The sequence below is a fragment of the Chloroflexia bacterium SDU3-3 genome, from assembly GCA_009268125.1.
GTDB lineage: Bacteria > Chloroflexota > Chloroflexia > Chloroflexales > Roseiflexaceae > SDU3-3.
In genome coordinates, this window is the sequence record WBOU01000010.1 from 199,313 (window position 1) to 223,586 (window position 24,274).

Consider the following 24,274-nt stretch of genomic DNA (forward strand, 5'->3'; position numbering starts at 1 on the left):
GGGAAACTAGCCCTGCTCCTCCTCGCCGTAGATCTCCTGGAGCAGGCTGGGCTTCTTCGGCTCGGCCTTGCTCTTCTCGTCGCGGCGGCGAGCGGCCTCGGCCTGCTGCGCCTGCGAGTTCTGCAGGCGGCGCATGAAGCGGTCGACCTGGCCAGCGGTGTCGACGATGCGCTGCTCGCCCGTGTAGAACGGGTGCGAGTAGCTGGTCACATCGACGGTGGCCAGCGGGTAGGTGTTGCCGTCGCTCCAGACAATCGTCTTGTCGGTGCGGATGGTCGAGCGGACCAGGAACGTATCGCCCGAGGACAGATCCTTAAACACGACCGGGCGATAGTCTTTCGGATGAATATCTTTTTTCACAGCCTATGCTCCAAATATTTCGCGAGCGGCCAGCGCGCGCCGCGCCGCCGCAGCGCGCGACTAATCAGCGGCAACAGCCTCAGCGACCTCGGGCTGTGTCACCGGAAGCACGCTGACTTTCTTCTGGGTGCGCGAGAAGAAGCCGAAGGTGACGACGCCATCCACCTTGGAGTAGATGGTGTAGTCGCGGCCAAGGGCCACGCCGACGCCCGGCTTGATCTTCGTGCCGTGCTGGCGCACGATCACCTCGCCCGCCTTCACGTACTGGCCGCCGAAGCGCTTCACGCCGAGATACTGCGGATTGCTATCGCGGCCGTTGCGCGAGCTGCCAACACCTTTTTTATGCGCCATTGGAAACCTCCAGTAGTCAGTAAAGTTTGTGGTCTGTAGTCAGTAGACACATAAAAGCACTGACTACCAGATACTGCTTTTGTTACTTGCTCTCGATCCGGCTAATGGCGATGCGGGTGTACTTCTGGCGGTGGCCAGTGCGGCGGCGGTAGCGCTTCTTGTTCTTGAACTTGAAGATGATGATCTTATCGCCCTTGACTTCGCCGCTCACCACTTTCGCAAAAACTTTCGCTCCGCTCACGGTGGGCGTGCCGACCAGCGGCGTATCGCCGCCAAGCACCAGCACCTCACCCAGCTCGAACTCGCCCTCGGCGATGTCGCCCAGCAGGGCCACATCCAGAACCTGACCCTCTTCAACGCGGTACTGCATGCCGCGGTCTCGGATTATAGCGTACACGGTGCCACTCCCTATTCGGTCCGACACGAAAAAAGAGAGTGGTGTAGCCACCCTCACTGTCGTCACATTTCAAGCTGTTGCGCATTATAGCAAAGCGCTAGGCGGCTGTCAAATGGGCGCTGCGGCGCAGCCCCATGCGCCAAAAGAATCCTCTCTCAGGCGCGCCGCGCCGCTTCTGGCCAGGGCAGCGCCGCGCTACGCTGGTAGCGAGCGCACTGCCAGCCGCCCAGCTGCACCACGCCGCAGGGGGCGAAGCCATGCCGCTCGTAGTAGCTACAGAGCGCGGTATTCTGGCCCATGCAGTCCAGCCGCAGAAAGGCCCTGCCGCGCACTGCCGCCTGCTCGGCGGCCCAGGCCAGCATGCGCCCGCCCAGGCCCCGCCCGCCAGCGCTGCGCCGGATGGCCAGGCCATGCACATACAGCGCGTCGGGCGGCAGCTCGCCCCAGATCTCGGGGTCTTGCTGCTGCAGCGTGAGCGTGCCGACCGCCGCGCCGCCAAGCTCGGCCATGTAGATCTCGGCATGCTGCAGGCGGCGCTGGATCAGATCTGGCTCGGGGTAGCCCGGCCACTGGCGGATGCCGCGCCGCAGCAGCCACTGGCCCGCCTCGGCCATGATCTCGCCTATGGCGACGGCATCGGCCTGGGTGGCGCGGCGCATGACCAGCGCGTGGGCAGGGGTGGGTATGACCATGCTGAAGATCTCACCTCTCGGCTGGATAGGCGGCAAGCGCCCAGCCCAGCGCCTCCTCGGGCGTGGCGAAGCGCTCATCGAGCTGGGCCTCGTAGGCGGCGCGCAGCACCGCGCCCAGCGCTGGGCCGGGGGCGTAGCCCGCCGCCAGCAGCGCGCGCCCGGTGAGCAGCGGCTGGGGCGGCGCTATGGCCACGGCCAGATCGCGGGCGTAGGCCAGGAACGTGGCGGCGGGGTTCTCGGGCGGCAGCGGCGGGCGACCGCTGCGGTCGGCCTCCACCAGCTGCGCCCACTGCTCCATGGTGGCGGGCGCGAGCCGGGCCGCCAGCCGCCGCACAGTGCGCGCCCGAGGCTTCTCGAAGTGGCTCATATGCTCGCGCACCAGCGGCAGCACCTGCGCCACCACATGGGCGAACGCACCCATGCGCGCCAGCAGGGCCTCGGCTAGCGGCGCGCCCGCCTCGGCGTGGCCGGGGCTGCGGATCCGCCCGCGCTCGTGGGTGGTGGTGGCTGGCTTGCCCAGGTCGTGGCAGAGCGCGGCCAGCACCAGGGTGCGCCGCGCCTCGTCGCCTAACCCCTCGCGCTCGGCGATCGCGGCGGCGCTCTCGCACACATAGCAGGTGTGCATCCACACGTCGCCCTCGGGGTGGTACTCGGGGGGCTGCTGGCAGCCCTGCAGCGCCGCCAGCTCGGGGTAGAGCGCCAGCCAGCCGCTGGCATCTAGCGTGCGCAGCCCAGCCATAGGGTGCCGCGCCGAGGCCCACTTCTGCCACTCGCCCCAGATCCGCTCGCTGGCGATGCCCTGGGCCTGCGGCAGCAGGCTGCGGCACAATGCGGCTGTGCCAGGGTCGAGCTGGAACCCGAAGCGCGCCGAAAACTGCACGGCGCGCAGCACGCGCAGCGGGTCGTCGCCGAAGCTGTCGGAGACATGCCGCAGCCGCCCCTGGCGCAGGTCGTCGGCCCCGCCCCAGAAGTCGAGCAGCTCGCCCTCGGCGGTGATCGCCAGGGCGTTGATGGTGAAGTCGCGGCGGGCGGATGCCTCGCGCGGGGTGAGCGTGGGGTCGGGCGCGGCGATGGTGCCGCGCGCGCCCGCCACCGGGCGGCTGCGGCGCTGCGGCAGGGCCACATCTAGCGCCACGCCATCGGCCAGCTGCAGCTTGATCACGCCGAATGACCGACCGACCGCATGCGCGCTGCCCAACGGGGACAGCGCGGCGGCAAGCTCGGCTGGGCCAAGCCCATACACCTCGATATCGATATCGCTGTTTGGGCGACCCAGCAGCGCATCGCGCACCGCGCCGCCCACCAGCAGACCATAGCCCCCCGCCGCCGCTATCCGCTCCAGCGCAGGCCGGGCCAGCGCCAGCGCCGCCTCGATCTGCTCGGCGGGCTGGGTCATGCGACCTCGGCCACAGCCTGTGCGTGCTCGGCGTGCTCGCAGGTGGAGGAGTCGCACCACGACTGGCTCCAGGCCTCGATGGCCTCGATCACCGGGCTGAGCGCGCGGCCCTTCTCGGTCAGGCGGTACTCAACCCGCACCGGCGTCTCGGGCAGCACGCGCCGCTCGATCACCCCCACCGCCTCAAGCTCCTTCAGGCGCTCGGAGAGCATCCGGTCGCTCACCACCTGCAGCCGCTCGGCCAGCTCGTTAAAGCGCAGCGGGCCATCGATAAGCACTTTGAGAATAAGGCCAGTCCAGCGTTTCCCAATAATTTCTATGGCATGCTGGTAGCGCATACAAATCTGATCGCTATAACGCATCGTGTCGCTCCCGTTCCATGAGACTAGACCACATACGCGACCTTGCACATGGAGACATAGTGAATAGGTTCATACTAGCAAATCAAAAGTGACTTGACAAGGTAGATCTCTTTGTTATGTGCAGCGAATTCCGCTACCATCGGCCATAGCGGTGCCAAAAACACGTGTGGGGGCAGTGCCGCCTGCGCAGCACTGCCCCCACGAACGCTCTTGCAGAGGAATAAACGGAGTACCCGCCTATTTTTGGGGCACGCTAGAGAAGATCTTCGTCCATCCCGCGCCGAGCGGCCCCGTTGCTTGCGGCGGCGCGCTGCGGTGCGGCCCCACGCGCGCCAGCCACCTGAAGCTCCTCCTCGCCCTGCGGCTGGGCCGAGGTGTCCTCGCCAGCGGCGATCTGGGTGGATGTGGCCACCGACCACGCGATGGTCGGCTCCATCAGCGACTCGATGATCGGCACCAGCGGCTTCTTGATCCAGTGGGCCATCAGATAGTCGCGGGTCACAGGCTGGGGGATGGCAGCCACCACAGGGGTGATATCTTTGGTCTGCCCGCCGGTGCCGCGCGTCACATCCTTGCCGGGGCCGAGCGGGATGCTGCAGGCGTAGAAGGGCGGCTGCAGCTCGGGCTTGCCCTGCTGCTTGCGGAAGGCATCGACCGCATCCAGCACCTCGTACTGGCGGGCCAGCGCGGCGATGATGTCGCCCGTCAGCGTGCCCTTGGCCGTCACCAGCAGCGGCTCGGTGTAGCCCACCTCGGTCAGCTCATCCAGCAGCGCGCGGAAGCGGATCTGCGACTGCTGCCGCCCACCCTGCAGCGTGCGCCAGCCAAACGCGATCCCGAAGCGGTCGGCGCTGTGCTGCATCTCGGCGATGGTCTGCACGCCGTCGGCGATCACATACAGGTTCGCGGTCTCAACCGCCCAGTGCGTCACGAGGTTGCCGCTGCCGTGCTTGATCGTCACCTGGCTGAACCCGGCCTCTTGCATGGCCTCATCCAGGGCCTGCGAGCGCCCGGCCTCGGCCAGCCAGCCGGCGTACAGCCTGCGGTCGTTGGTCTGAAGCCCGGTCGCCCACTGCAGAAGCGGATCGGCCACGCGTGGCTGCGGGCGGCGCGCTGGCCCGCGAGAGAAGCTCACATCATCCATACTCGTACCTCTGTGTCTGTTTCTCCACCCTGTGCCCGCCGTATGCGGACGGTGTAGCCTACAGTATAGCACATGCGTGCTCATTTTCAAAGGTACCATTCTGGATCAATCTTGCGCCGCAGCCGCAATCTAGCCCACCAGCGGCGCGAAGAAGGTGCGCACCCGCTGGCACACCGCCTCGCCCTCGCAGTCGATCAGCATCTCGTGGCCGGTCTGATCGAACCAGGCCATCTCCTTCTGGCGCGACCCCAGCTTGTCGTACACGATCTGCGATGCCCGCGCGGGGATCACGCGATCAACCCGCGACCCCGCCACCAGCACGGGCGCGGTGATCTGGCCCAGCCGCCGCTCGACGCCGCCCACCGCCTGGATGACGGTGGCGAAGGTGGCGGTGGGGAACCACTCGTAGTTGCCGATGCCCTCGGCGTAGCGCGGGTCGGAGTAGCCGCTGTAGGGGTCGCCGCCGCCAAAGCGCGCGATGAACCGCGACAGCAGCGGGGCCAGTGGGGCCAGCCGGTTGGCGTAGCGCAGCGCCGGGGCCAGCACGGCCAGCGCCCGCACATCGGGGCGGCGCGTGGCCAGATCCAGCGTGATCAGGCCGCCCACCGACAGCCCGGCCACCACCACATGGTCCACCCTGGCCCGCAGCCCGTCGTAGGCGGCCAGCGCATCGGCCAGCATGTCCTGGTAGGTCGCGCCCACCATGTCCTCGGGCTTCGTCCAGTGGCCGCGCAGCTGCGGCAGCGACCAGGCCATGCCCAGCGATTCGGCCACCGGCACCAGCGGCGCGACCGTCGCCCGCGTGCCCGTGAAGCCATGCAAGATCAGCATGCCATACGAGGAGGTCATCGGCTTCACCTTTTGATACAAAGAGAACATGTCGCTATAATCAGACACAGCGGAAAGAATGAGCGCAGAAATGAGTCGCATATGCCAGCATGGCTTCAGAAACTGGCCCAGAAGATCACCGACGAGTACCGGCGGCGCACCCTGCGCGCCAGCCAGATCAGCGGGTACAACGTTGACCACTCCGCGCAGGCCCCCGCCGAAGAGGAGGACGAGGCCGAGATCGTGAACGTGCCGCGCGGCAAGGTTGTGGCCAAGCCCTAGCTGGCATGCCATGTGGCGCACCCCACAGGGATGCGCCACATGGCCACAGCGCTACTTGCCCCAGCCCTTCGGGTCGGCGGCCCACGCCTCCACCGCAGCCCGCTGCGAGTCGGCCAGCGCGCCATCTTCCGCCGCCACCGCCAGCAGGTCGGCCAGCGTGGCCAGCGGGGTCAGCGGCAGGTCGCGCTGCGCGAAGGCGGAGTCGGTCTCGGCCCAGCCCCAGGTGAAGATGCAGATCACGCCCAGCAGCTCGGCCCCGGCGGCGCGCACGGCGTCCGCCGCGTTCAGCACGCTGCCGCCCGTGCTCACCGTATCCTCCAGCAGCAGCACCCGTCGGCCCTCTAGCGGTGCGCCCTCAATCTGCTGGCCGCGCCCGTGGGCCTTGGGCTCGGATCGCACATAGGCCATTGGCAGCCCGCAGATCTCGGATGCCCAGGCCGCCCATGGGATGCCGCCGGTGGCTGGCCCGGCCAGCACCTCGGCCCCGGTCACGCGCTCGGCGAAGGCCTGCGCCACCACGCGGCGGGCCGCCACATCGCCCAGCAGCAGCCGGTTGTCGCAGTACACCGGCGACCGCAGGCCGGATGCGAAGGTAAAAGGCGAGTCGGGTCGCAGCAGCACCGCATGCGCGCCCAGCAGCGTGCGCGCCACCTCAGCAGAAGTTACTGGCATAGTTGCCCCTTATGGGTATCGAAAACGCTCATCGCCGCAATGCTAACATACCGCCTAGGGGGCCGCAAATAGCAGCGCAGATCGCTGCTAGGGCGGAAGATTTTTTACCACCAAGGGAGCAAAGAAACGCATGCACCACAAAGACGCGAAGATGCTAGAGAAAAAAGAGGGCGCATCCCTGATCCCCGATCAGGCACCGCAGATCGACCCACCACCGCCGCAGATCGACCCACCACCACCGCAGATCGACCCACCACCACCGCAGATCGACCCACCACCGCCGCAGATCGACCCACCACCGCCGCAGATCGACCCACCACCGCCGCAGATCGACCCACCACCACCGCAGATCGACCCACCACCGCAGATCGACCCACCACCACAGAAAGATGAAGCGATCCCTCCATCGTGTCTTCGGTTCTTCCATCGGGTCTTGTGTTCCTTGGAGTCTTGGAGTCTTGGTAGTAGAAGAATCAGCACTCTGTCGAGAACATAGAGACCCTAGCTCCGCCTCATGGCGTATTGTCGCAGGGGGAAGAATGCGCTATACTGCGCCCCTGTGCGAAAACGTGGAACTCCCGAAAGTCGATGCGCCCCGGCCATCGGCTTCTTTTGTCATGCAAAAAAAGGGAGCGCCGCCTGATAAACAACGAAGGAGGTCTGCACATGCGCGTCGGACTTGATTTTGGAACCACCAACTCCAGCGCGGCCATCTACCGCGATGGACGCATCTCGCTCCTCAACCTCGATCCGGTCAACGCCAGCCCGACGGTCATGCGCTCGACGCTGTTTATCACCCGCGAGGGCGTGCCCAGCATCGGTCGCGAGGCGATCAACCGCTTCGCCGAGGGCAACGTGGGGCGCGAGATCGAGTACGAGTGGCGCTACATCGGCGAGGCCGAAGTGACCATGGCCGAGGTCGGCACGGTGATGCAGTCGCTCTACGCCGTGGTCGACACCAACACGCCGGGTCGGCTATTCCAGTCGCTCAAGTCGCACCTGCGCGACTCCTCATTCACCGGCACCGATGTGTTCGGCACCCGCTACACGCTTGAGGCCCTGATCGGCATCGTGCTGAAGATGATCCTCACGCAGATCGAAAAAGATCTGGGCGAGAAGGTCGAGGGCATGGTGGTCGGGAGGCCAGTGCACTACGCCCACGATCCCCGGCTCGACGCGCTGGCGATCAGCCGCATGCGCCAGGCCGCCGAGCTGGCCGGGCTGCCGCCCATCACCTTCCTTCCCGAGCCGACGGCGGCGGCGCTGGCCTACGCCTCCACCGCCCACGAGCAGCAGCACATCCTGGTGTTCGACTTCGGCGGCGGCACGCTGGATGTGACAGTGATGCGGATCGACGGCAAGGGCAACCGCGAGGTGCTGGCCACCGACGGCGTGCCGATCGGCGGCGACCTGCTGGACCGGCGGATTGTGATGGGCAAGCTGCTGCCGCACTTCGGCGCAGGCGCGACCCTGGGCGCGCGCAAGCTGCCGCTGCCCGCCGTGCTGCTCGACCACCTGAGCGAGTGGCAGAGCATCGTCGACCTGACACAGCCGCGCTACCTCGACCTGATCGACGAGGCCATCCGCACCGGCGACAAGCCCCACGAGCTGCAGGCCCTGCGCACGCTGGTGCGCGAGAACTACGGCCTGCCTATGTACGAGGCGGTTGAGCGCGCCAAGGTGGGCCTCAGCGACGCGCGAGAGACGGCGATCAGCATGCACGTGCCCGGCATCGACTTCGACGAGCCGCTGGAGCGCTGGGATTTCAACCGCCTGATCGGCCCCGACGTGCGCGAGGTGGGGGCCTGCATCGACCGTGCGCTGGAGGCCTCGGGCAAGCGCCCCGCCGACATCGACGTGGTGCTGCGCACCGGCGGATCCTCGCGCATCCCGCGCTTTGTCACCCTGCTCACCGAGAAGTTCGGGGCCGAGAAGCTGCGCGAGATGGATGTGTTCACCGGTGTGGCCTCAGGCCTGGCCGTGGCCGCTGGCGAGGAGGTATTCTGGCGCCAGCTCGCCGAGGAGCAATCGGTCACACTGACGTAATCTGTGTATCTTGGTAGTAGGTGGCCGCAAAAGCTAAGCTGTGCTCAGAACTTCTGAAAGGAGCACAGCAATGGCACACAGCGAGCCGAACGACCTAGATGAGCCAGGCAACGACTGCCCCGAGCACGGCCCCTACGCCGACGACGACTGCCCCAAGTGCTAGCCAGCGCGGGCACGCCCAGCCCCAACAGAAAAGCCCTGCCACCGAGCTTGGTGGCAGGGCTTTCCTCATCGTCGCGCGGCGGGAGCTACGCGCCAAGCGTCTCGCGGTACACCGCCTCTTGGCCAAAGGTCTCCTCGACTGTCACCTCGATCGCCGTCAGGTGCCCTGCATCACCCAGCAGCGCCAGCTCGGCCACAAAGCGCGAGCAGAGGTACTGCGCCAGCATCTCGGCGGTGGTGTTGGGAATATCGAGCACCACCACGTCCTCGCCAGGAAAGCGGTACCAGCGCTCGGCAACCCGCACCACCACACCGCCATCGCCCTGCGGCTCCACCTGGATGATCGGGTTATTGCGCGGCAGCAGCATGCGGTGGTCAAGCTCATCGGCGATCCGCTTCATCATGCGCTTGAGCGTCACAAAGTTGAACACATAGGCGTTCTCCTCTACCGGGCCTTCCACCGTGACGCTCAGACGATAGTTATGGCCATGCAGCGGCTCGACCCGGCCCCCGTTGTAGGAGACAAAGTGACCAGCGGCAAAAATCAGATTATCCTTACTCACATGCACACAGAACTGGCCCATACACTCCTCGGCGGTTAGAACAACAAACCTACGGTCTCGGCTCCAGCGCCAGCAGCGCCCGCTCATAGTCGAGCGCCACCCTGCGAAAGCGCGAGAGTAGCCCGTTGCCAATAGTAACACGCCCAGCACCGCCCGCCGCGCACCCACCGCCCACCTGCGCATCGACCACCACATCGTGCAGCGCCCAGGGGCCAAGCCGCACCACGCCGCTGGGGCGCACCGCGATCTCTCGCCGCCCGCCGAAGTCGATCGCCTCGCATGGCTGCGCATCGGGCGGCGCACCGATGCCAAGCAGCGCCGCAGCCGCCGCGCCCATCGACAGATCGCCGTTCGAGCCGGTGTCGATCGCGGCGATCGGCAAGGCCACCCCATCCAGCTCCAGCCCCTGCAGCCCCGGCAGGTGCTCGGCAAACACCAGCGGCAGCACGCGCGCCGCACCGCCCAGCGCGCCTACGCCAAGCTCGGGGTGCAGCAGCGTAAGCTGGCGTTGGGCATAGTCGATATGCAGCGCCAGCTGATGCAGCACATTGTAGCCAAGCACCACATCCACCGGGAAGGGAAAAAAGCTGAGGTCAAGGGCTGGGGCAAATAGGTTGCGGATGGTCAGATCGCCCAGCCGCAGCCAGGGCAGCGTGGTCTCGGTAAAGGCCACCACCGTGCTCGCGCTATAGCCCTGGCCGCTGCCGCCCACGGGCAGGGCCAGCCGCCGCGCAAGCCGCACGTCCAGCGCCGATGGGTCGGTGCCGGTATCAATTAGCACCCACAGCGGTGTGCCGCCAGGGCCTACGGCCTTGCAGCGCAGCAGCTGTGGCTCGAAGGCAAATGCCACAGTGGTCGCGCCGCTTCGCGGGAATTCAAGAGATGTGCGATCATCCATGGGTGTGCGCCATGCTCAGCGAAGAGCAGGGGTAGCGCCCGACTTGCACTCCGGGGCGCGGCCATCGGCGGCTGCAAGGGGCATGGGCGGAAACAAAAAGCAGCCCCGAGAACCGGGGCTGCTCTGAAATCCTGAAAGGGCGGCGGCTACTGGCCGATGCTCTTCTGGAAGCATGTGCGGTGGTGGTACGTCTTGTTGCTGCGGCGGCCATCCATCACAACCACCATCTCGCGGTCGTTGCCGATGTTCTCGCCACAGTTGGTGCAGGTATGGTTCGTAGCGCGTCCGCTCTTGTCGCGGGACGTAACGTCCGTCTTTGACTTCTTCTCAGCCATTGCTTTCTTCGCTCCCGTTTTGAAAAAATTTGCTCGGCAAACAGGACACCATACTGTATGTCTACCGACGGCTTGAAGCATTATACCACATATCATAAACCTATGCCCAGAAGGTCTGGGGCAACCAAGGCCAATACATTCTCGTCCGGCAGCAGTTTTTACCACCAAGCCGCCAAGAGGCCACGGAAACACAAGAAAACGAAGACCACGAAGCCATGAAGGCGCGAGGGCAAGAGGGCAACTGGTTGCAGAGAGACATAGCGTGCTGAAGAGAACGGTGCCAATTTTCCCCAGCGCATCGCGTCTGGAGAACCCATAGCTCCGATGGCCGCAGCCCGGGCCTATGCAGTCTGGATACACAGACTATTTTTTACCACCGAGAAGGCAAGAAGAGAGAAATACGCACCACAAGGATGCAGCTGATTGAGATCAAGATAGTTGCTTTAAGCCAGGTTTGTGGTTGTGCTGCCATATTCATGCCGAAGCGTACGCGCGGCAAAAAGCGCTCTCCAATCATCACAGAATCCTCATTATCATGGCCGATTTCTTGCTGTATAGTAGTATCTATATACGTCATACCTGAACAATCCCTGCAACGTCTACTTCTGTTCTGGCGTATAATTGCTATACGCATCTACAAAAGCACTGCAACGTTGCACAGACAGACAAGCACGATTCTTGTAGCACGATCATGGGGTATCGCCCTGTCGCGGTATTGGTAGCGCTTGCAGGCACCGTCGCCCACACGCAGCTTCCTACTAGGCTCAGCTAGCACTCAGCACAACCCACCTGCGAGTGCGCCACCCTACGCTTGTGGCATCGCCCACATGCGCAATCTGGCTGCGACTGCATATCTCACACATTACTGACACAGCGCATTGGGCTTGGTATCAGGCAATTACATCGCTTCAACCATCATGGTCTTCACCATGGAGTTGCGAAGATGGTCGATTTAAAACCAACTAATAGCATTAGTAGAGCTGAAGCAGACCGCTACTTTTGGTTATTCCAGTGTTCGATACTGCTCCTATAATCCACTAAACAAAAGGCTTTGGGTGAGGATTTTCCAACAATCACTTTCATCTAGAAAATCGCAACCCAACGAAATAAATACGTTGCCTAGCTATACGCTTCCTTTTTTCTGCTCCTTACCAACTATGATCTCTCCTCTACGCATTTTTCTAGGGCTGATTCTCAGCACCTTGATCGGCTGGATCGCATATCGACGGAAATCGCTTACATGGGATGGCTGGATTGGAGCTGTTATAACAGGTACCCTAACTTTTGGGTTTGGAGGCTGGGCATTCGGCCTCACCCTGATCTTCTTCTTCACCACATCCAGCCTGCTTTCGCACTATAAACAGCGCAGGAAACAGGCCCTGGCTGGCGAAAAATTCGAGAAAGGCGGCCAGCGTGATTTTGCCCAGGCCATGGCAAATGGCGGGGTCGGCGCGCTGATCTCGCTGGCATTTGGGCTGAGCGGGGAGCCTTGGCAGCTGCTGCTGTTTGTTGGCGTGCTTGCGACCGTCACCGCCGACACCTGGGCCACCGAGCTTGGCATCTTGAGCAGCGCAGCGCCACACAGCATCCTGACCATGAAACCCGTACCACGCGGTACCTCTGGGGGCATCAGCCTTGTGGGCACAGCAGCTGGGGCGCTGGGAGCACTCGCCATCGGCGCATGTTTCGCGCTTATCACCTTGGTCGAGCGTGGAAATGCGCTGCTCTGGCTGCCGCTGATCGCCTGCGTGGGCGGCACCTGCGGCAACCTGGCCGATAGCCTGCTGGGCGCAACCGTGCAGGCTATGTACCACGACCCGCTGGGCAACGAGACTGAGCGCCCGGCAGCCCAAGGCGTCACACATTCCCTTGCACGTGGCTGGCGCTGGATGAATAACGACGCCGTGAACTTGCTCAGCTCGCTGATCGGCGGGATCGTGGCGCTCCTGCTGTATATGACGATATCTTAACGAATCTTCAACTTCCTCTTGCGCAAGAATATTTCTTGTGTCATACTATAGTTCTAGCGGTGTATTGAAGTACGTCGACGAGTTTCCATGGAGATACCAGCAACGCCCATTCTTCGTTGGGTGTTGATAGCTCGTTGTTGCCTTTTTCTCACCACCCGGTATTTCGCACCTTCATCCGGGCAACAAGCCAGCTGGCGGCCGCAGCCACGTCTCGCTGCTACGGCCAATCGTCAACGGCGATAGGTTCGACAGGCGGTATCCACGTATACCAGCCGCAATCAGATCGCCATCATACACGTTAGTAAAGAAGGGTAGACCAACAATGACTGTGCGTTCTAACAAGAATCGAACTACCAAACACAAAAACATCACGCGTGTTGATCAACCTTCAAAGAATACACATGGCTACAATGTTCGTATTCAATGGAAGGGCCAGCTCTACACGAAGTTCTTCAGCGATAATGTGTGCGGCGATCGCCTCGCAGCGCTTCACGACGCCATCGAGTGGCGCGACACCACCGAGAAGACCATCGGCAAACCCCACACCACCCGGCAGGTGGTCGGCCTCTCGTCGCGCAATAAGACTGGCGTGATCGGGGTGCGCCGCCGCAAGCGCGGCAACACCGAAGTCTACGAGGCCACCTGGATCACCGACGAGGGCAAGGTGGGCCGCACCACCTACTCGATCGCCCGCCACGGCGAGCGCAAGGCCTTCAAGCTGGCCGTGAAGGCCCGCATGGAGCACGAGTCGAAGCGCCAGCTGACGCCGATCGAGGAGGTGCACACCAACCGCACCACCCGCCCCAAGCGCCAGCCCGAGGCCGAGCCGCTGAAGGAGATCGCGATCTCCGAGGTACCGGTGGCCCCCGAGAACGAGTGGGCCGATTTGCCCGATTGGCCCGAGCTGACCCAGATGCTCAAGCAGAAGCGCGCATAACGCATACCTCCGCTGGAACAGAAACGAAAGCCACCTGCGAATATCGCAGGTGGCTTTTCTATTACAAATGTATCTCAACGATAAGCATTCTGTGATAAAAGCTGGTAGAAGCGCTTTCCATGAACAAGCTAGGCCCTACGGATGTGAGAGCAGCCTTTGGCTATGCAATTTCATCGGCTAGGGCTGCCAAAGCCCGCCCCGCATGCGATTCGGCCCGATCGAACGGCTACCCATCGATCAGCAGCCAACTGGCGATCTTGGGGGCGACGGGGTAGGTGCGCTCGGGCGGCAGCAGGCGGCGGGCCTTTTCGGCCTGGCCAGCCCGCAGCAGCGCGTGGATCTTGCGCACCTGTGGGGTGAGGTCGCGGATCTCTAGCACCCACTCCTCCACATAGCGCTGGATAACATGGCGACTGAGGCCGACCTGAATACTGCCACAGCCCATGTCAGCCCCACGGAGGGAGCGCTCGGGGTCCCACTGGATGTGGACAGCGGCCTGGGCAAACTGCTGCTGCCAGCGCTGGCTGGTGCCGTGGGCGGCTGGCTCGAAGCTGGTGAGCACACCCTGCTCCAGTGCGGCATCCCAGCCTGCCCGTGTGATCCGCACCGCCAGGATGTGCTCCTGGCCGGATTTCTGGCCCCAGTTGCTGCGCTCCATCAGCCAGAGGAACGAGGGCTTGATCCATGTCATGCGGGAAAGCGAGAAGGGCGGCACGAAGCGCTGGGCCTTGAGCGCCGCCTGGGCGATGGCTGAACCATAGGCCTGGTAGATAGTGATGCTCTGGGCGTCGTAGTCGGCGCGGATCTGGTTGGTGCTGGGCATAGGGGGTTGGCACTTGGGCAGGAAAAACACAAAGGCGGCAGACGAGTGGGTTATTCCCGTCTACCGCCTATGCGTTGGCTCCCCGACCTGGTCTCGAACCAGGAACCTACTGATTAACAGTCAGTCGCTCTACCATTGAGCTATCGGGGATCAGTTGTTGTTGTTCGCTTGTTTCTCTCTCGCTCGCAACGTGGGTGATTATACACGCAGCACCCGATCTTGTCAAATCGGCGGGAATAGCCCATCCAGAAGCCATAGCGGTGTGCCGCTGGGCGTGTATGCGAAGGGGCTATTGTCGCGGTTTTGGCAAAAAACGCTGCGGCCTCGCCCATCACGCGCGGGGGGGTGCGGGGTGCCGCTGGCCATGATCTGCACCGCAGCGACGAGGCTAGCATGGCCGAGGATGGGCTGTTTTTTCCCTGATGATAGCTCGCACCAGCGCCCCAGGTGGGGATTTGGGCGATAGGCTATAATGGAGACGAACAAGTGATCGACTGTTGGAGCCGACGATGACAACTACAGACCCTGCCGCGCGCGTGGCCGAGCTGACCGCGCAGATCCGCGACCATAACTACCGCTACTATGTGCTGGATGACCCCAGCGTGAGCGACGCCGAGTACGACGCGCTGCTGCGCGAGCTGCGCGCCATCGAGGCGGCGCACCCCGAGCTGATCGCGCCCGACTCGCCCACGCAGCGGGTGGGCGGCGCGCCCTCGGAGAAGTTCGCCAAGGTCGAGCACCCCGTGCCGATGCTCTCGCTGGGCAACGCGTTTGACGACGGCGACCTGCGGGCCTGGCGCGACCGCGTGCTGAAGCTGCTGGGCCAGGGCGCCGAGGTGGCATGGGTGTGCGAGCCGAAGATCGACGGGCTGGCCATCGCGCTCACCTATGAGCAGGGCAAGTTCCACCACGGCGCGACGCGCGGCGACGGCGCGGTGGGCGAGGACGTGAGCGCCAACCTGCGGACGATCAAGTCTGTCCCGCTCGCGCTGCAGCCCTCGGCCCCGCAGCCCAGCCGGATCGAGGTGCGCGGCGAGGTCTACATGCGCTCCGCCGATTTCGAGAAGCTGAACCAGCGGCTGGCGGCGGCAGGCGAGCGGATCGCGGCCAACCCGCGCAACGCCGCCGCCGGATCGCTGCGCCAGAAAGACCCGAGCGTGACAGCCACGCGCCCGCTGAGCTTCTTCGCCTACGCGGTGGGGCCGTTCGCGGGTGTGGAGATCGCGAGCCAGTGGGAGCTGCTGGGCTACTTCCGCCAGCTGGGCTTCCCGGTGAACAGCGACGCCCGCCGGTTTGAGGATTTTGAGCAGGCCCTGGAGTACTGCCGCGAGTGGATGTCGCGCCGTGACACGCTGGCCTACGAGGTCGACGGGATCGTGCTGAAGGTGGACAGCTTCGCGCAGCAGGAGCGGCTGGGCGTGGTGGGCCGCGACCCGCGCTGGGCGATCGCGTTCAAGTTCCCGGCCCGCGAGACCACCAGCAAGCTGGTGGACATCACCGTAAACGTGGGCCGCACCGGCGTGATCACGCCGGGCGCGATCATCGAGCCGGTGAGCCTGGGCGGCGTGACGGTGCGCAACGTGAGCCTGCACAACGCCGACTACATCGCCGAGCGCGACCTGCGGATCGGCGACTATGTGACGGTGAAGCGGGCGGGCGACGTGATCCCCTACATCGTGGGGCCGGTGGTGTCGCGCCGCGATGGCAGCGAGCAGCCCTGGACGATGCCGCTGACATGCCCGGCCTGCGGCACCGCGCTGGAGCGGATCGAGGGCGAGGCGGCCTACCGCTGCCCGAACTTCGCGATCTGCCCGGCCCAGCTGGTGCGCCGGATCGAGCACTTTGTCTCGCGCGGGGCGATGGACATCGTGGGCATCGGCGAAAAGCAGGCCCAGCTGTTTGTGGAGATCGGGCTGGTAAAGGATGTGGGCGACCTATTCCTGCTGGGGCGCGAGTCGTTCGCGGGGATGGAGGGCTTCGGCGAGCGCCGGATCAGCAACCTGCTGGCGGCGATCGAGGAGGCCAAGCAGCGCCCGCTGTTCCGCCTGATCACGGGCCTAGGTATCCGCTTTGTGGGCGAGGTGGCGGCCAAGGCGCTGGCGCTGCGCTTCGGGTCGCTGGATGCGCTGGCCGACGCGACCGAGGAGGAGATCGTGGCGCTGGAGGGCATCGGCCCGGCGGTGGCCAAGAGCGTGCGCCAGTTCTTCGCCATCCAGGCCAACCGCGATCTGGTGGCCAAGCTCAAGCAGCTGGGCGTGAACCCCACCGCCGCCCCGCAGCTGCCGCTGGCCAGCGCCGCGCTGGCGGGCAAGACATTCGTGATCACCGGCACGCTGCCCACGCTCAGCCGCGAGCAGGCCAGCGAGCTGATCGAGGCGAACGGCGGCAAGGTGACAGGCAGCGTGACCAAGAAGACCAGCTACTTGGTGGTGGGGGCCGACCCGGGCGGCTCGAAGTACACCAAGGCGGTGGCCCTGGGCATCGCGCAGCTCGACGAGGATGCGCTGCTGGCCCTGGTCGGCCCGCAGGATACCGCGCCAGCGGGTGACGAGCCAGCGCCCGAGGCCCCAAGCGCGCCGGACGGCGGCCAGATATCGATGGATCTGTAGGAGCGCCGCGATGTACACACGGGTGAAGGTCTGCTGCATCCGCTCGATGGAGGAGGCCCAGCTGGCGATCATGGCGGGGGCGGCGGCGCTGGGCTTCGTGTCGGCTATGCCCAGCGGGCCGGGCGCGATCGGCGAGGACATGATCGCCGCGATTGTGGCGACGGTGCCGCCGCCGATCGCCACCTTCCTGCTTACCAGCGCGCAGGATGCGGCCACGATCATAGAGCAGCAGCGGCGCATGGGGGCCAGCACCATCCAGCTGGTGGATGCGCAGCAGCCCGCCACCTACGCGGCGCTGCGCCAGGCGCTGCCCGGCATTCGCCTAGTGCAGGTCATCCATGTCGCTGGCGAGGCGGCGGTGGAGGAGGCGTGCCGCGCGGCGACTCATGTGGATGCGCTGCTGCTCGACCCGGGCGACCCCACGCTGCCGATCGAGCAGCTGGGCGGCACCGGGCGCGTGCACAACTGGCAGATCAGCCGCCGCATTGTGGAGCGCTGCGGCCTACCAGTGTTTCTGGCGGGCGGTCTCACCCACGAGAATGTGGCGGCGGCCACGCGCACCGTTGGGCCGTTTGCGCTGGATGTGTGCGCGGGCGTGCGCACCAGCGGCAGGCTCGACGCCGACAAGCTGCGCCGCTTTATTGCGGCGGCGGCACAAGTGAGCTGATGTAGCCCCAGGGCGCGGGCACGAAGCGAAGAAAGCGGGCTGGATGTATGTCCAGCTCGCTTTTTTCATGGGAAACATGGGGCTTGACAAACGGAACAATGTTCCATATAATCATTTCAAGAGGCGGAACGTGGTTCCATTTTACACACGCCACACCACTTTGGCAACCACCAGAATCGATAATGAGGAGAAGAATATCATGGACGTAGCAGGCAAGGTTGTGATCATCACCGGCGCTTCGATGGGCATCGGCGCTGCGGCGGCGCGCGTGTTCGCCGAGGCGGGCGCGAAGATCGTGCTGGCGGCGCGCTCGGCTAGTAAGCTGGAAGAGGTGGCCAAAAGCCTTCCGGCCCACGCCGAGCCGCTGGTGGTGCCGACGGATATGACCGACTCGGCGCAGGTGCGCGCCCTAGTCGATGCCGCACACGAGCGCTTCGGCCAGATCGACCTGCTGATCAACAACGCCGGGCAGGCGCTGGTCAGCGCGGTCGCGGAGATCAGCCCCGAGCGCTACCGCCAGATCATCGAGCTGAACGTGATGGGGCCGCTGCACGCGATGCAGGCGGTCATCCCCAAGATGCAGGCCCAGGGCGGCGGCGTGATCATGAACATCAGCTCGGGCGTGAGCAAGATGGCCATCCCGATGATCGGCGCGTATGCCTCCACCAAATACGCCCTCAACGGGCTGACCCTGACCGCGCGCAACGAGCTGGCGGGTCAGAACATCCGCGTGCTGCTGTTCCACCCCGGCCAGACCGCCACCGAGTTTGGCCATAACGCCATGATCGATGGCAAGCCCAGCTTCCAGGCCCCCGAGGTCGATCAAATCGACAGCGCCGAAGACGTGGCCCGCAAGATGCTGGAGGCCGCCACCAGCGAGGCCGCCGAGATGGCCATGCCCGCGCGCCACTAGGCCCGGCACACAGGCAACAAGCGGGCGGCCTGGCATGCCCAGGTCGCCCGCTTACCACGCCCACCGCTAGAACGCCGAGCGGATCGTGCCGCCATCCACGCGGATGGTCGCCCCGCTCACATAGGCCGCAAGCGGGCTGGCAACGAATGCGACCGCCGCCGCGATCTCCTCGGGGCGAGCAAAGCGGCCCACGTCGTTTGGCGCGATGGCCTGAGCGGCATTACGCTCCATCTCAGCCTCGTCGCTGCCCCAGCCGTGGGCTGCCGCCATGCCCACGAGCATGGGCCGCATCTCCTCGGTGAGCACCGCGCCGGGGGAGACGACATTGGATGTGACGCCGGAGCTGCGTAGCTCGCGGGCTAGCGAGACCGCCAGGTTGTGGCGGGCGGCCAGCGTGGCGCTGTAGTCGGGCTGCATGGCGTAGGGCTGCATGGAGAGGCCGCCGCCGATCTGGATCACGCGCCCCCAGCCGCGCTCGCGCATGTGCGGCACCAGCCGCTGGATCATGCGCACCGCCCCGATCACGTTGATGTTGTACTTCTGCGCCCAGGCCTCGGCGCTGGCCTCGGCCCATGAGGCCATGCCCAGCACCCCCGCATTATTCACTAGGATGTCGATCGGCCCGCCCGCCGTGGACGCCGCCGCCACCGCATCGGCCCCCGCGTCGCTGGACAGATCGCCCAGAGCTACACTGGCGCTGCCCCCGCTGGCGCGGATGGCGGCGGCCACCGCGCTGGCGCGTAGCTCGTCGCGCCCGTGCACCACCACCTCCGCGCCCTCGGCGGCCAGCCGCCGCACGATGGCCGCGCCGATCCCCGCGCTCGAACCTGTGACCAGCGCCCGCTTTCCTGTAAGCTGAAGATCCATTATGTCCACTCCCCTGTCGTCTCATCACCATTTGGGCAGACACATCGCCCGCACTTCGATGATATACTCACAGAGATACTAGGAAAAGATGAGCGTTGATCATAGGAGTGCTGCTCCTTGGCATGAGGGTAGCGCGCCGCGAGGGACACCATGAGCCAGCAGACCCAGCCACCGATCTCGCGCCTGCACGAGCTAGGCAGCTTCCTGCGCACCCGCAGGGCGCGCACCACCCCCGAGGATGTAGGCATGCCGCGCGGCGCGCGCCGCAAGACCCCCGGCCTGCGGCGGGCCGAGGTGGCGCAGTTGGTGGGCGTGAGCGTGGACTGGTACACCTGGCTTGAGCAGGGTCGGCCCATCCGCCCATCCACCCAGATCCTTGAGCGGCTGGCCCAGGCGCTACGCATGAGCGCCGACGAACGCACCCACCTGTTCCTGCTGGCCCAGCAGCAGCCCCCGCCCACCCAGGAGCAGCAGGATGAGGCCATCACCCCCGCGCTCCAGCGCTTCATCGATGGCTTCGCTGACCGCCCGGCCTTCGTGTCGGGACGGCGCTGGGATACCCTGGCGTGGAACGATGCGGGGTGCGCGCTGTTTGGCGAGTACCAGCAGCGGCGCGGGCGCGAACGCAACACGATCTGGAACATCTTCACCCAGCCTGCCTCACGGCAGTTCATCGTGGGGTGGGAGGAGGACGCCCGCATGCTGCTGGCCCAGTTCCGCACCAGCTGCGCGCGCCACCCCGACGACGCCCAGCTGGCCGCGCTGGTGCGCGACCTGCAGGAGCGCAGCCCCGAGTTCCGCACCTGGTGGCCCGACCACGAGGTGCGCGGCGGGCAGGAGGGGCGCAAACTGATCGATCACCCCGACGCGGGCTACATGGCCTTCGAGCGGCTCACCTTCCAGGTCTTCGACACGCCCGATCTCAAGGTCACGGTCTACACGCCGCTGGGCGAGCACGATACCCCGCGCAAGCTGGCCCAGCTAATCGAGCAGCGGCGGCAGCGCACAGGCGGCCCCGCGCCACAGGAGCATAGCCCCACACCCTCGCTCGGCGGCGACACTGTGGGGCTTTGGCTGGCCGCGTGCTGCGCCCGCGCCGAGGGGGCCTGGACGGCAAACAGCGCGGCTATGGCCTCCTACCGCCGCTGGTGCGCGGAGAGCGGCAGCGCCCCGCGCAGCCCCAAGGCGCTCGCGCAGGCCCTGGCAGCCCACGGCTTCACCATCGGGGTGAACCGGCGGGTGGTCGACGAGCTTGGGCGGCGGCGCATGACTCGCGGGGTGCGCGGCCTAGTCATTAGCTAGCGCTGCGTATGCGCTTGTACGCCGCAAACCGCATACATTCGGCGTAGCAGGGGTGCGTGGCGTATGCACATATATGCTCGTCGCGACCGCTTAGGGGCTCGTAGCGCATGCTGCTCAGCAAAAAAGCAGGGCCGGATCTGCATCCAGCCCTGCTTTTCTGTTTAAATACCTTGCGTCTTCGGATCTGCGCAGCGCTCGACCCTTCAGATCCTTGGTGCCTTGATGTCTTGGTGGTAAACCAAAGACTCCATGCTGCCCAGCCGCACCTACTGCATCAGCGGGATGGTCATGTAGCCCTCGGGCACGAACAGGCTGCCCTGTGTGGTGCCCTGCGGCGTCGACTGGCGCAGCCGCTGGCCCAGCTCGGCCCCGCCGATCTGGCCCGCCAGCGCCGCGCGGAACGCCCCGACCACCTCGGCCACCTGCGCCCCGCTCTCGTGCACGAACTCCAGCCGCAGGTGGCGGATACCCGCGCTCAGCCAGTCGGCCAGGTGGCGGCTGCCCTCCTGGGCCTCGGCCCCGAACACCGTGTTGCGGCAGCCCACGTCGGCCATCACCGGGTGGGCGCGGCCCTGCTGGTCGCGCAGCGCCACGCGGTGCTGCTCGCAGGGGTGCCCGCAGTCCTTGAAGCTGGTGCCCTCGGAGAGGAAGCGGCAGAACACGCAGTGCTCGGTGTGGAACACCGGCAGGTGCTGGTACGCGATCACCTCCACCGCGCCCGCGCCCACCTCCTGGGCCAGCGCGGCGATCTGGGCGGCGTTCAGGTCGTGGGTCGGCGTGATCCGGCCCAGGCCAAGGCCCAGCATGGTGCGCGCGGTCAGCGCGTTGGCCGCGTTCAGGCTGAAGTCACCCACCAGCTCGGGGTGATCCTCGGCCTGGAGCGCCTGCAGCAAGCCGGTGGAGCGCACCAGAATGGGGCAGCCAAGCTTCAGCAGGAAGCGCACGATCTTCTGCTCGCTGGGCTTCAGCACGCGCGGGCTGGCCACCCGCGCCGCGATGCCGCGCTCTAGGATCTGCTCCACCGCCGGGCGCAGCCCGTACAGCTCCAGGTAGTCCAGCGTGATGCTGTCCGGTCGCATGTCCAGCGCGGCCTCTAGCTGCTCGGGGGTGCGCACCAGCAGGTGCAGCTGCGGCGCGGCAGGCGCGGGCGCGGCGGCGGGCCGCACGGCCAGCGCGGCATCCAGCGCGGCCTGCGGGCTGGCCGTGGGCGTGGCCCGCGACGCGCCCTGGGCAGCGGCCAGCCGCTCTACCGCCTCGCGCCGCAGCTGGTTCAGCAGCGAGCTGGGCGCGAAGGGGCTGCCCTGCGCATCCAGCGTCAGCTCGGCCAGCGCGTAGGGCGTGCCGCCCAGCCGCCCCAGCTGCTCGCTGGCGCTGGCCTCATCCAGGGCGTGGTTCTGGGCCGCGCCCAGCGGCTGAGCGGAGGCCACGGTCACAGCCACATACGGCTGGCGCTCCAGCGCAAACGTCACGGTCAGCGGGCTGCCCACGTGGGCCACCACGTGCGCCCGCAGCGGCTGGCGGCTCACCGGCGCGGCGGCCTCGATATAGGGCCGCACCACCTTCTCCAGCTCGGGGTCGTGGCTGCGCCACACTAGGTCGCCGGGCTGGATGCGCCGCGTGTCGATGGCCCCCGGGCCAAAGCGCAGCTCGACCATGCCCTCGCCTGCCGCGTCGGCGTAGTAGACCCGCCCGCCCTCCTCGCGCTCCTGGGGGCTGCGCCAGTCCGCCGCGTCGAACACCACGCCATCCCCGGCCTTGATCGGCGCGGCCTCGCTAGCTGGCTCGGTCTCCAGCAGCACCGAGCTGCCACGCACCGCCACCACGCTGCCCATCAGCACGCCTCGGTGGCGCGGCGCGCGCCCGCGCACCACCTGCTGGTGGTTGGTGCCGCCGATAAAGTGCGGCCCCAGCCCGCGCGAGTAGACCTGCTCCAGCTGCAGCTCCTCCTGCGGCGTGGCCGAGAGCGGCAGCCCGGCCCAGGCCTCATCCACCGCCTTGCGGTAGGCGGCGGTGGTCAGCGCCACATAGTCGGCGTCCTTGTAGCGACCCTCGATCTTCAGCGCCGAGACACCCAGCCGCACGATCTCGGGCACTTGGTGCAGCGCGTACATGTCGCCGGGCGAGAGCAGGTAGCGCGCGTCGCCCAGCGGCCTATGCTCGCCATCCACCAGCAGCTCGTAGGGCATGCGGCAGGCCTGGGCGCACTGCCCACGGTTGGCGCTACGCCCGCCCCAGGCCTCGGATGAGAAGCACTGCCCCGAGTACGACACGCACAGCGCCCCATGCACGAAGATCTCCAGCTCGCAGTCGGTCTGCGCGCTGATCGCGCCGATCTCGGCCAGCGACAGCTCGCGCCCCAGCACCACGCGGCTCACCCCGAAGCTGCGGGCCAGCTCCACGCCCTCCGCCGAGGTGATCGACATCTGGGTCGAGCCGTGCACATCCAGCCCGGGCGCGATCTGGCGGGCCAGCTGGGCCACGCCCACATCCTGCACGATGATCGCATCCACCCCGCAGGCCGCGATCTCGGCCAGCGACTCGGCGGCCTTGGCCAGCTCGTGGTCGAACACCAGGGTGTTGAAGGTGACGTAGCCGCGCACGCCGCGCAGGTGCAGCGTGCGCATCACCTCGGGCAGCTCGGTGAGCGTGAAGCCCACCTTGGCGCGGGCGCTGAAGTGCTTGAGGCCAAAGTACACTGCGTCGGCACCGGCCTCGATGGCGGCGTGCAGCTGCGGCCAGTAGCCCGCCGGGCTCATAATCTCGGGTTTGATCTGCTTGTTCATGGGGCGCGTGCCAGTCTCTCGTTTCGCTTGGTTTTGTTATTCGACTGGGTAGTATAGCAGATACGCCCGCAAAACGCCGACCCCACAAAGGCACACGGCAACCAATTACCACCAAGACTCCAAGGCTCCAAAGGGGAGGAGACAAATACCACGAAGATGCGAAGGCGCGAGGAAACGAATAACCACCAATACTCCAAGACTCCAAGGCGGGAAGGGGAATTCGGGCAACCGCTAACCTTGAGAACGCGAAAGCGCGAAGGGGAAAACAGCCCAATTCACCACCAAGACACCAAAAGCACACCGCAACATAGAAAAAGCGCCAGCGCCAACCCTACCCACCCGGCCCATGCGGCGAAGGTGCCGCTAGCGTTTTGATGGCCATATGCACGAATACCAGCCACCAGCTTTCAGCATAGGAACGCTCAAAATTGGGGGTTCCAAGGGGGCGTAGCCCCATGGCGGGGTTACTAGGGGCTGGCCCCTAGTCGCCGCCCGCGTAGGGCATCCACCCAGTAACCATGAGAACCCAACATCATCGAGGCCGCAACGGTCGGCCCGACCGCGCAACACTGCACGCATTGCCTACGGTCGGCCCGACGCGGAACCGCCCCAAAAGTGACATCTGCGCAGGCAGCAGACCCACAGAGCTGGAAAAACCAGCCCGCCTCGTGGGGGCCGGGCCTCGTCGCTGCGGTAGGGATCATGGCCAGTGCCGCATCGCCGCGCCTTCGCTGGATGGGCGGGGCCGCATGCCCGCGCCCGCCGCCAGCCCGCAGGGCCTCGCCCCTCACGCGGCGGGGCCGCCCCCGCGCCGCCAGACCGCTTTTCATCCCTGCTCGCCCGCCTCATTTGCTTACCCCTTCGCGCCTTCGCGGTGAAAAGAAACCGCAGATCATGCACCCGCCACCCCGCTCG

22 protein-coding genes, 1 tRNA gene and 1 pseudogene are annotated in these 24,274 nt (G+C 65.8%); 7 read left to right on the plus strand and 17 right to left on the minus strand.

Going from position 1 to position 24,274, the window contains the following annotated elements; genetic code table 11:
* Positions 1–6 precede the first annotated feature (6 nt).
* From F8S13_17540 to F8S13_17585, 10 genes and pseudogenes are all read right to left on the minus strand, one after another.
* Complete coding sequence (locus tag F8S13_17540) at positions 7–360, minus strand: type B 50S ribosomal protein L31 (GenBank protein ID KAB8141934.1); 354 nt, start codon at positions 358–360, stop codon at positions 7–9.
* Positions 361–420: 60 nt separating this feature from the next.
* The gene (locus F8S13_17545; protein ID KAB8141935.1) at positions 421–711 is read right to left on the minus strand and encodes a 50S ribosomal protein L27; all 291 of its coding nucleotides are present in this window, start codon (positions 709–711) and stop codon (positions 421–423) included.
* Between the two features lie 82 nt (positions 712–793).
* Positions 794–1,108 carry a 50S ribosomal protein L21 gene (rplU, locus tag F8S13_17550; protein KAB8141936.1) on the minus strand — a complete coding sequence of 105 codons (315 nt, stop codon included), beginning with the start codon at positions 1,106–1,108 and terminating at the stop codon, positions 794–796.
* Between the two features lie 155 nt (positions 1,109–1,263).
* Positions 1,264–1,878 carry a GNAT family N-acetyltransferase gene (locus tag F8S13_17555; GenBank protein ID KAB8141937.1) on the minus strand — a complete coding sequence of 205 codons (615 nt, stop codon included), beginning with the start codon at positions 1,876–1,878 and terminating at the stop codon, positions 1,264–1,266.
* On the minus strand, positions 1,811–3,196 hold the full coding sequence (locus F8S13_17560) for an HD domain-containing protein (protein ID KAB8141938.1): 1,386 nt from the start codon (positions 3,194–3,196) through the stop codon (positions 1,811–1,813). The genes F8S13_17555 and F8S13_17560 overlap by 68 nt, the downstream gene beginning before the upstream one ends.
* Positions 3,193–3,558, minus strand: coding sequence for a winged helix-turn-helix transcriptional regulator (locus tag F8S13_17565; protein ID KAB8141939.1), 366 nt, complete (start codon positions 3,556–3,558; stop codon positions 3,193–3,195). Before F8S13_17565 ends, F8S13_17560 begins: the two co-directional genes overlap by 4 nt.
* A gap of 253 nt (positions 3,559–3,811) precedes the next feature.
* Entirely contained in the window at positions 3,812–4,702 is an 891-nt protein-coding gene (locus F8S13_17570; protein ID KAB8141940.1) for a hypothetical protein, read from the minus strand.
* A 129-nt stretch (positions 4,703–4,831) separates the two neighbouring features.
* The gene (locus tag F8S13_17575) at positions 4,832–5,824 is read right to left on the minus strand and encodes an alpha/beta fold hydrolase (GenBank protein ID KAB8141941.1); all 993 of its coding nucleotides are present in this window, start codon (positions 5,822–5,824) and stop codon (positions 4,832–4,834) included.
* Positions 5,825–5,863: 39 nt separating this feature from the next.
* Entirely contained in the window at positions 5,864–6,484 is a 621-nt protein-coding gene (gene pyrE / locus F8S13_17580; protein KAB8141942.1) for an orotate phosphoribosyltransferase, read from the minus strand.
* 189 nt (positions 6,485–6,673) lie between these two features.
* Positions 6,674–6,841: pseudogene (locus tag F8S13_17585) on the minus strand (TIGR04222 domain-containing membrane protein).
* 309 nt (positions 6,842–7,150) lie between these two features.
* On the opposite strand from F8S13_17585, the gene F8S13_17590 reads away from it, so the two are divergent.
* Positions 7,151–8,530: an Hsp70 family protein gene (locus F8S13_17590; protein KAB8141943.1), complete on the plus strand. Its 1,380-nt coding sequence runs from the start codon at positions 7,151–7,153 to the stop codon at positions 8,528–8,530.
* Positions 8,531–8,778: 248 nt separating this feature from the next.
* Here the strand turns inward: F8S13_17590 and F8S13_17595 are convergent, their stop codons facing one another.
* From F8S13_17595 to F8S13_17605, 3 genes are all read right to left on the minus strand, one after another.
* The gene (locus F8S13_17595; GenBank protein ID KAB8141944.1) at positions 8,779–9,342 is read right to left on the minus strand and encodes a 6-carboxytetrahydropterin synthase; all 564 of its coding nucleotides are present in this window, start codon (positions 9,340–9,342) and stop codon (positions 8,779–8,781) included.
* Positions 9,305–10,153, minus strand: coding sequence for a hypothetical protein (locus tag F8S13_17600; protein KAB8141945.1), 849 nt, complete (start codon positions 10,151–10,153; stop codon positions 9,305–9,307). Before F8S13_17600 ends, F8S13_17595 begins: the two co-directional genes overlap by 38 nt.
* A 146-nt stretch (positions 10,154–10,299) precedes the next feature.
* Positions 10,300–10,488: a hypothetical protein gene (locus F8S13_17605; GenBank protein ID KAB8141946.1), complete on the minus strand. Its 189-nt coding sequence runs from the start codon at positions 10,486–10,488 to the stop codon at positions 10,300–10,302.
* A 1,157-nt stretch (positions 10,489–11,645) separates the two neighbouring features.
* On the opposite strand from F8S13_17605, the gene F8S13_17610 reads away from it, so the two are divergent.
* The gene (locus tag F8S13_17610; protein ID KAB8141973.1) at positions 11,646–12,458 is read left to right on the plus strand and encodes a DUF92 domain-containing protein; all 813 of its coding nucleotides are present in this window, start codon (positions 11,646–11,648) and stop codon (positions 12,456–12,458) included.
* Between the two features lie 322 nt (positions 12,459–12,780).
* Positions 12,781–13,395 (plus strand): AP2 domain-containing protein, encoded by a 615-nt coding sequence (locus F8S13_17615; protein KAB8141947.1) that lies wholly within the window; start codon positions 12,781–12,783, stop codon positions 13,393–13,395.
* 226 nt (positions 13,396–13,621) lie between these two features.
* On the opposite strand, the gene F8S13_17620 is transcribed toward F8S13_17615, so the two are convergent.
* Together F8S13_17620 and F8S13_17625 are read right to left on the minus strand one after the other, a co-directional pair.
* On the minus strand, positions 13,622–14,218 hold the full coding sequence (locus F8S13_17620) for a DUF4291 domain-containing protein (GenBank protein KAB8141948.1): 597 nt from the start codon (positions 14,216–14,218) through the stop codon (positions 13,622–13,624).
* 75 nt (positions 14,219–14,293) lie between these two features.
* Positions 14,294–14,368, minus strand: a tRNA-Asn gene (locus F8S13_17625).
* 359 nt (positions 14,369–14,727) lie between these two features.
* Here F8S13_17625 and ligA point away from each other — a divergent pair.
* From ligA to F8S13_17640, 3 genes are all read left to right on the plus strand, one after another.
* On the plus strand, positions 14,728–16,827 hold the full coding sequence (gene ligA, locus F8S13_17630) for an NAD-dependent DNA ligase LigA (protein ID KAB8141949.1): 2,100 nt from the start codon (positions 14,728–14,730) through the stop codon (positions 16,825–16,827).
* 10 nt (positions 16,828–16,837) lie between these two features.
* A complete protein-coding gene (locus F8S13_17635; protein ID KAB8141950.1) occupies positions 16,838–17,494 on the plus strand; it encodes a phosphoribosylanthranilate isomerase in 657 nt (218 codons plus the stop codon).
* A 199-nt stretch (positions 17,495–17,693) separates the two neighbouring features.
* Positions 17,694–18,407 carry an SDR family NAD(P)-dependent oxidoreductase gene (locus tag F8S13_17640; protein ID KAB8141951.1) on the plus strand — a complete coding sequence of 238 codons (714 nt, stop codon included), beginning with the start codon at positions 17,694–17,696 and terminating at the stop codon, positions 18,405–18,407.
* Positions 18,408–18,473: 66 nt separating this feature from the next.
* On the opposite strand, the gene F8S13_17645 is transcribed toward F8S13_17640, so the two are convergent.
* Entirely contained in the window at positions 18,474–19,274 is an 801-nt protein-coding gene (locus F8S13_17645; protein KAB8141952.1) for an SDR family oxidoreductase, read from the minus strand.
* Between the two features lie 150 nt (positions 19,275–19,424).
* Between F8S13_17645 and F8S13_17650 the strand changes: the two genes are divergently transcribed.
* Entirely contained in the window at positions 19,425–20,576 is a 1,152-nt protein-coding gene (locus tag F8S13_17650) for a helix-turn-helix domain-containing protein (GenBank protein KAB8141953.1), read from the plus strand.
* Between the two features lie 266 nt (positions 20,577–20,842).
* On the opposite strand, the gene F8S13_17655 is transcribed toward F8S13_17650, so the two are convergent.
* Positions 20,843–23,359 (minus strand): U32 family peptidase, encoded by a 2,517-nt coding sequence (locus F8S13_17655; protein ID KAB8141954.1) that lies wholly within the window; start codon positions 23,357–23,359, stop codon positions 20,843–20,845.
* Between the last annotated feature and the right edge of the window lie 915 nt (positions 23,360–24,274).

Excerpts from the sequence above, each read along its gene's own strand:
- F8S13_17560 (KAB8141938.1), bottom strand. The coding sequence starts at position 3,196 with ATGACCCAGCCCGCCGAGCAGATCGAGGCGGCGCTGGCGCTGGCCCGG.
- F8S13_17595 (KAB8141944.1), bottom strand. The coding sequence starts at position 9,342 with ATGAGCGGGCGCTGCTGGCGCTGGAGCCGAGACCGTAGGTTTGTTGTT.
- F8S13_17600 (KAB8141945.1), bottom strand. The coding sequence starts at position 10,153 with ATGGATGATCGCACATCTCTTGAATTCCCGCGAAGCGGCGCGACCACT.
- F8S13_17545 (KAB8141935.1), bottom strand. The coding sequence starts at position 711 with ATGGCGCATAAAAAAGGTGTTGGCAGCTCGCGCAACGGCCGCGATAGC.
- ligA (KAB8141949.1), top strand. The coding sequence starts at position 14,728 with ATGACAACTACAGACCCTGCCGCGCGCGTGGCCGAGCTGACCGCGCAG.
- pyrE (KAB8141942.1), bottom strand. The coding sequence starts at position 6,484 with ATGCCAGTAACTTCTGCTGAGGTGGCGCGCACGCTGCTGGGCGCGCAT.
- F8S13_17640 (KAB8141951.1), top strand. The coding sequence starts at position 17,694 with ATGGACGTAGCAGGCAAGGTTGTGATCATCACCGGCGCTTCGATGGGC.
- F8S13_17635 (KAB8141950.1), top strand. The coding sequence starts at position 16,838 with ATGTACACACGGGTGAAGGTCTGCTGCATCCGCTCGATGGAGGAGGCC.
- F8S13_17575 (KAB8141941.1), bottom strand. The coding sequence starts at position 5,824 with ATGGCATGCCAGCTAGGGCTTGGCCACAACCTTGCCGCGCGGCACGTT.
- F8S13_17610 (KAB8141973.1), top strand. The coding sequence starts at position 11,646 with ATGATCTCTCCTCTACGCATTTTTCTAGGGCTGATTCTCAGCACCTTG.
- F8S13_17645 (KAB8141952.1), bottom strand. The coding sequence starts at position 19,274 with ATGGATCTTCAGCTTACAGGAAAGCGGGCGCTGGTCACAGGTTCGAGC.
- F8S13_17650 (KAB8141953.1), top strand. The coding sequence starts at position 19,425 with ATGAGCCAGCAGACCCAGCCACCGATCTCGCGCCTGCACGAGCTAGGC.
- F8S13_17620 (KAB8141948.1), bottom strand. The coding sequence starts at position 14,218 with ATGCCCAGCACCAACCAGATCCGCGCCGACTACGACGCCCAGAGCATC.
- F8S13_17655 (KAB8141954.1), bottom strand. The coding sequence starts at position 23,359 with ATGAACAAGCAGATCAAACCCGAGATTATGAGCCCGGCGGGCTACTGG.
- F8S13_17605 (KAB8141946.1), bottom strand. The coding sequence starts at position 10,488 with ATGGCTGAGAAGAAGTCAAAGACGGACGTTACGTCCCGCGACAAGAGC.
- F8S13_17565 (KAB8141939.1), bottom strand. The coding sequence starts at position 3,558 with ATGCGTTATAGCGATCAGATTTGTATGCGCTACCAGCATGCCATAGAA.
- F8S13_17590 (KAB8141943.1), top strand. The coding sequence starts at position 7,151 with ATGCGCGTCGGACTTGATTTTGGAACCACCAACTCCAGCGCGGCCATC.
- F8S13_17555 (KAB8141937.1), bottom strand. The coding sequence starts at position 1,878 with ATGAGCGCTTCGCCACGCCCGAGGAGGCGCTGGGCTGGGCGCTTGCCG.
- F8S13_17615 (KAB8141947.1), top strand. The coding sequence starts at position 12,781 with ATGACTGTGCGTTCTAACAAGAATCGAACTACCAAACACAAAAACATC.
- F8S13_17570 (KAB8141940.1), bottom strand. The coding sequence starts at position 4,702 with ATGGATGATGTGAGCTTCTCTCGCGGGCCAGCGCGCCGCCCGCAGCCA.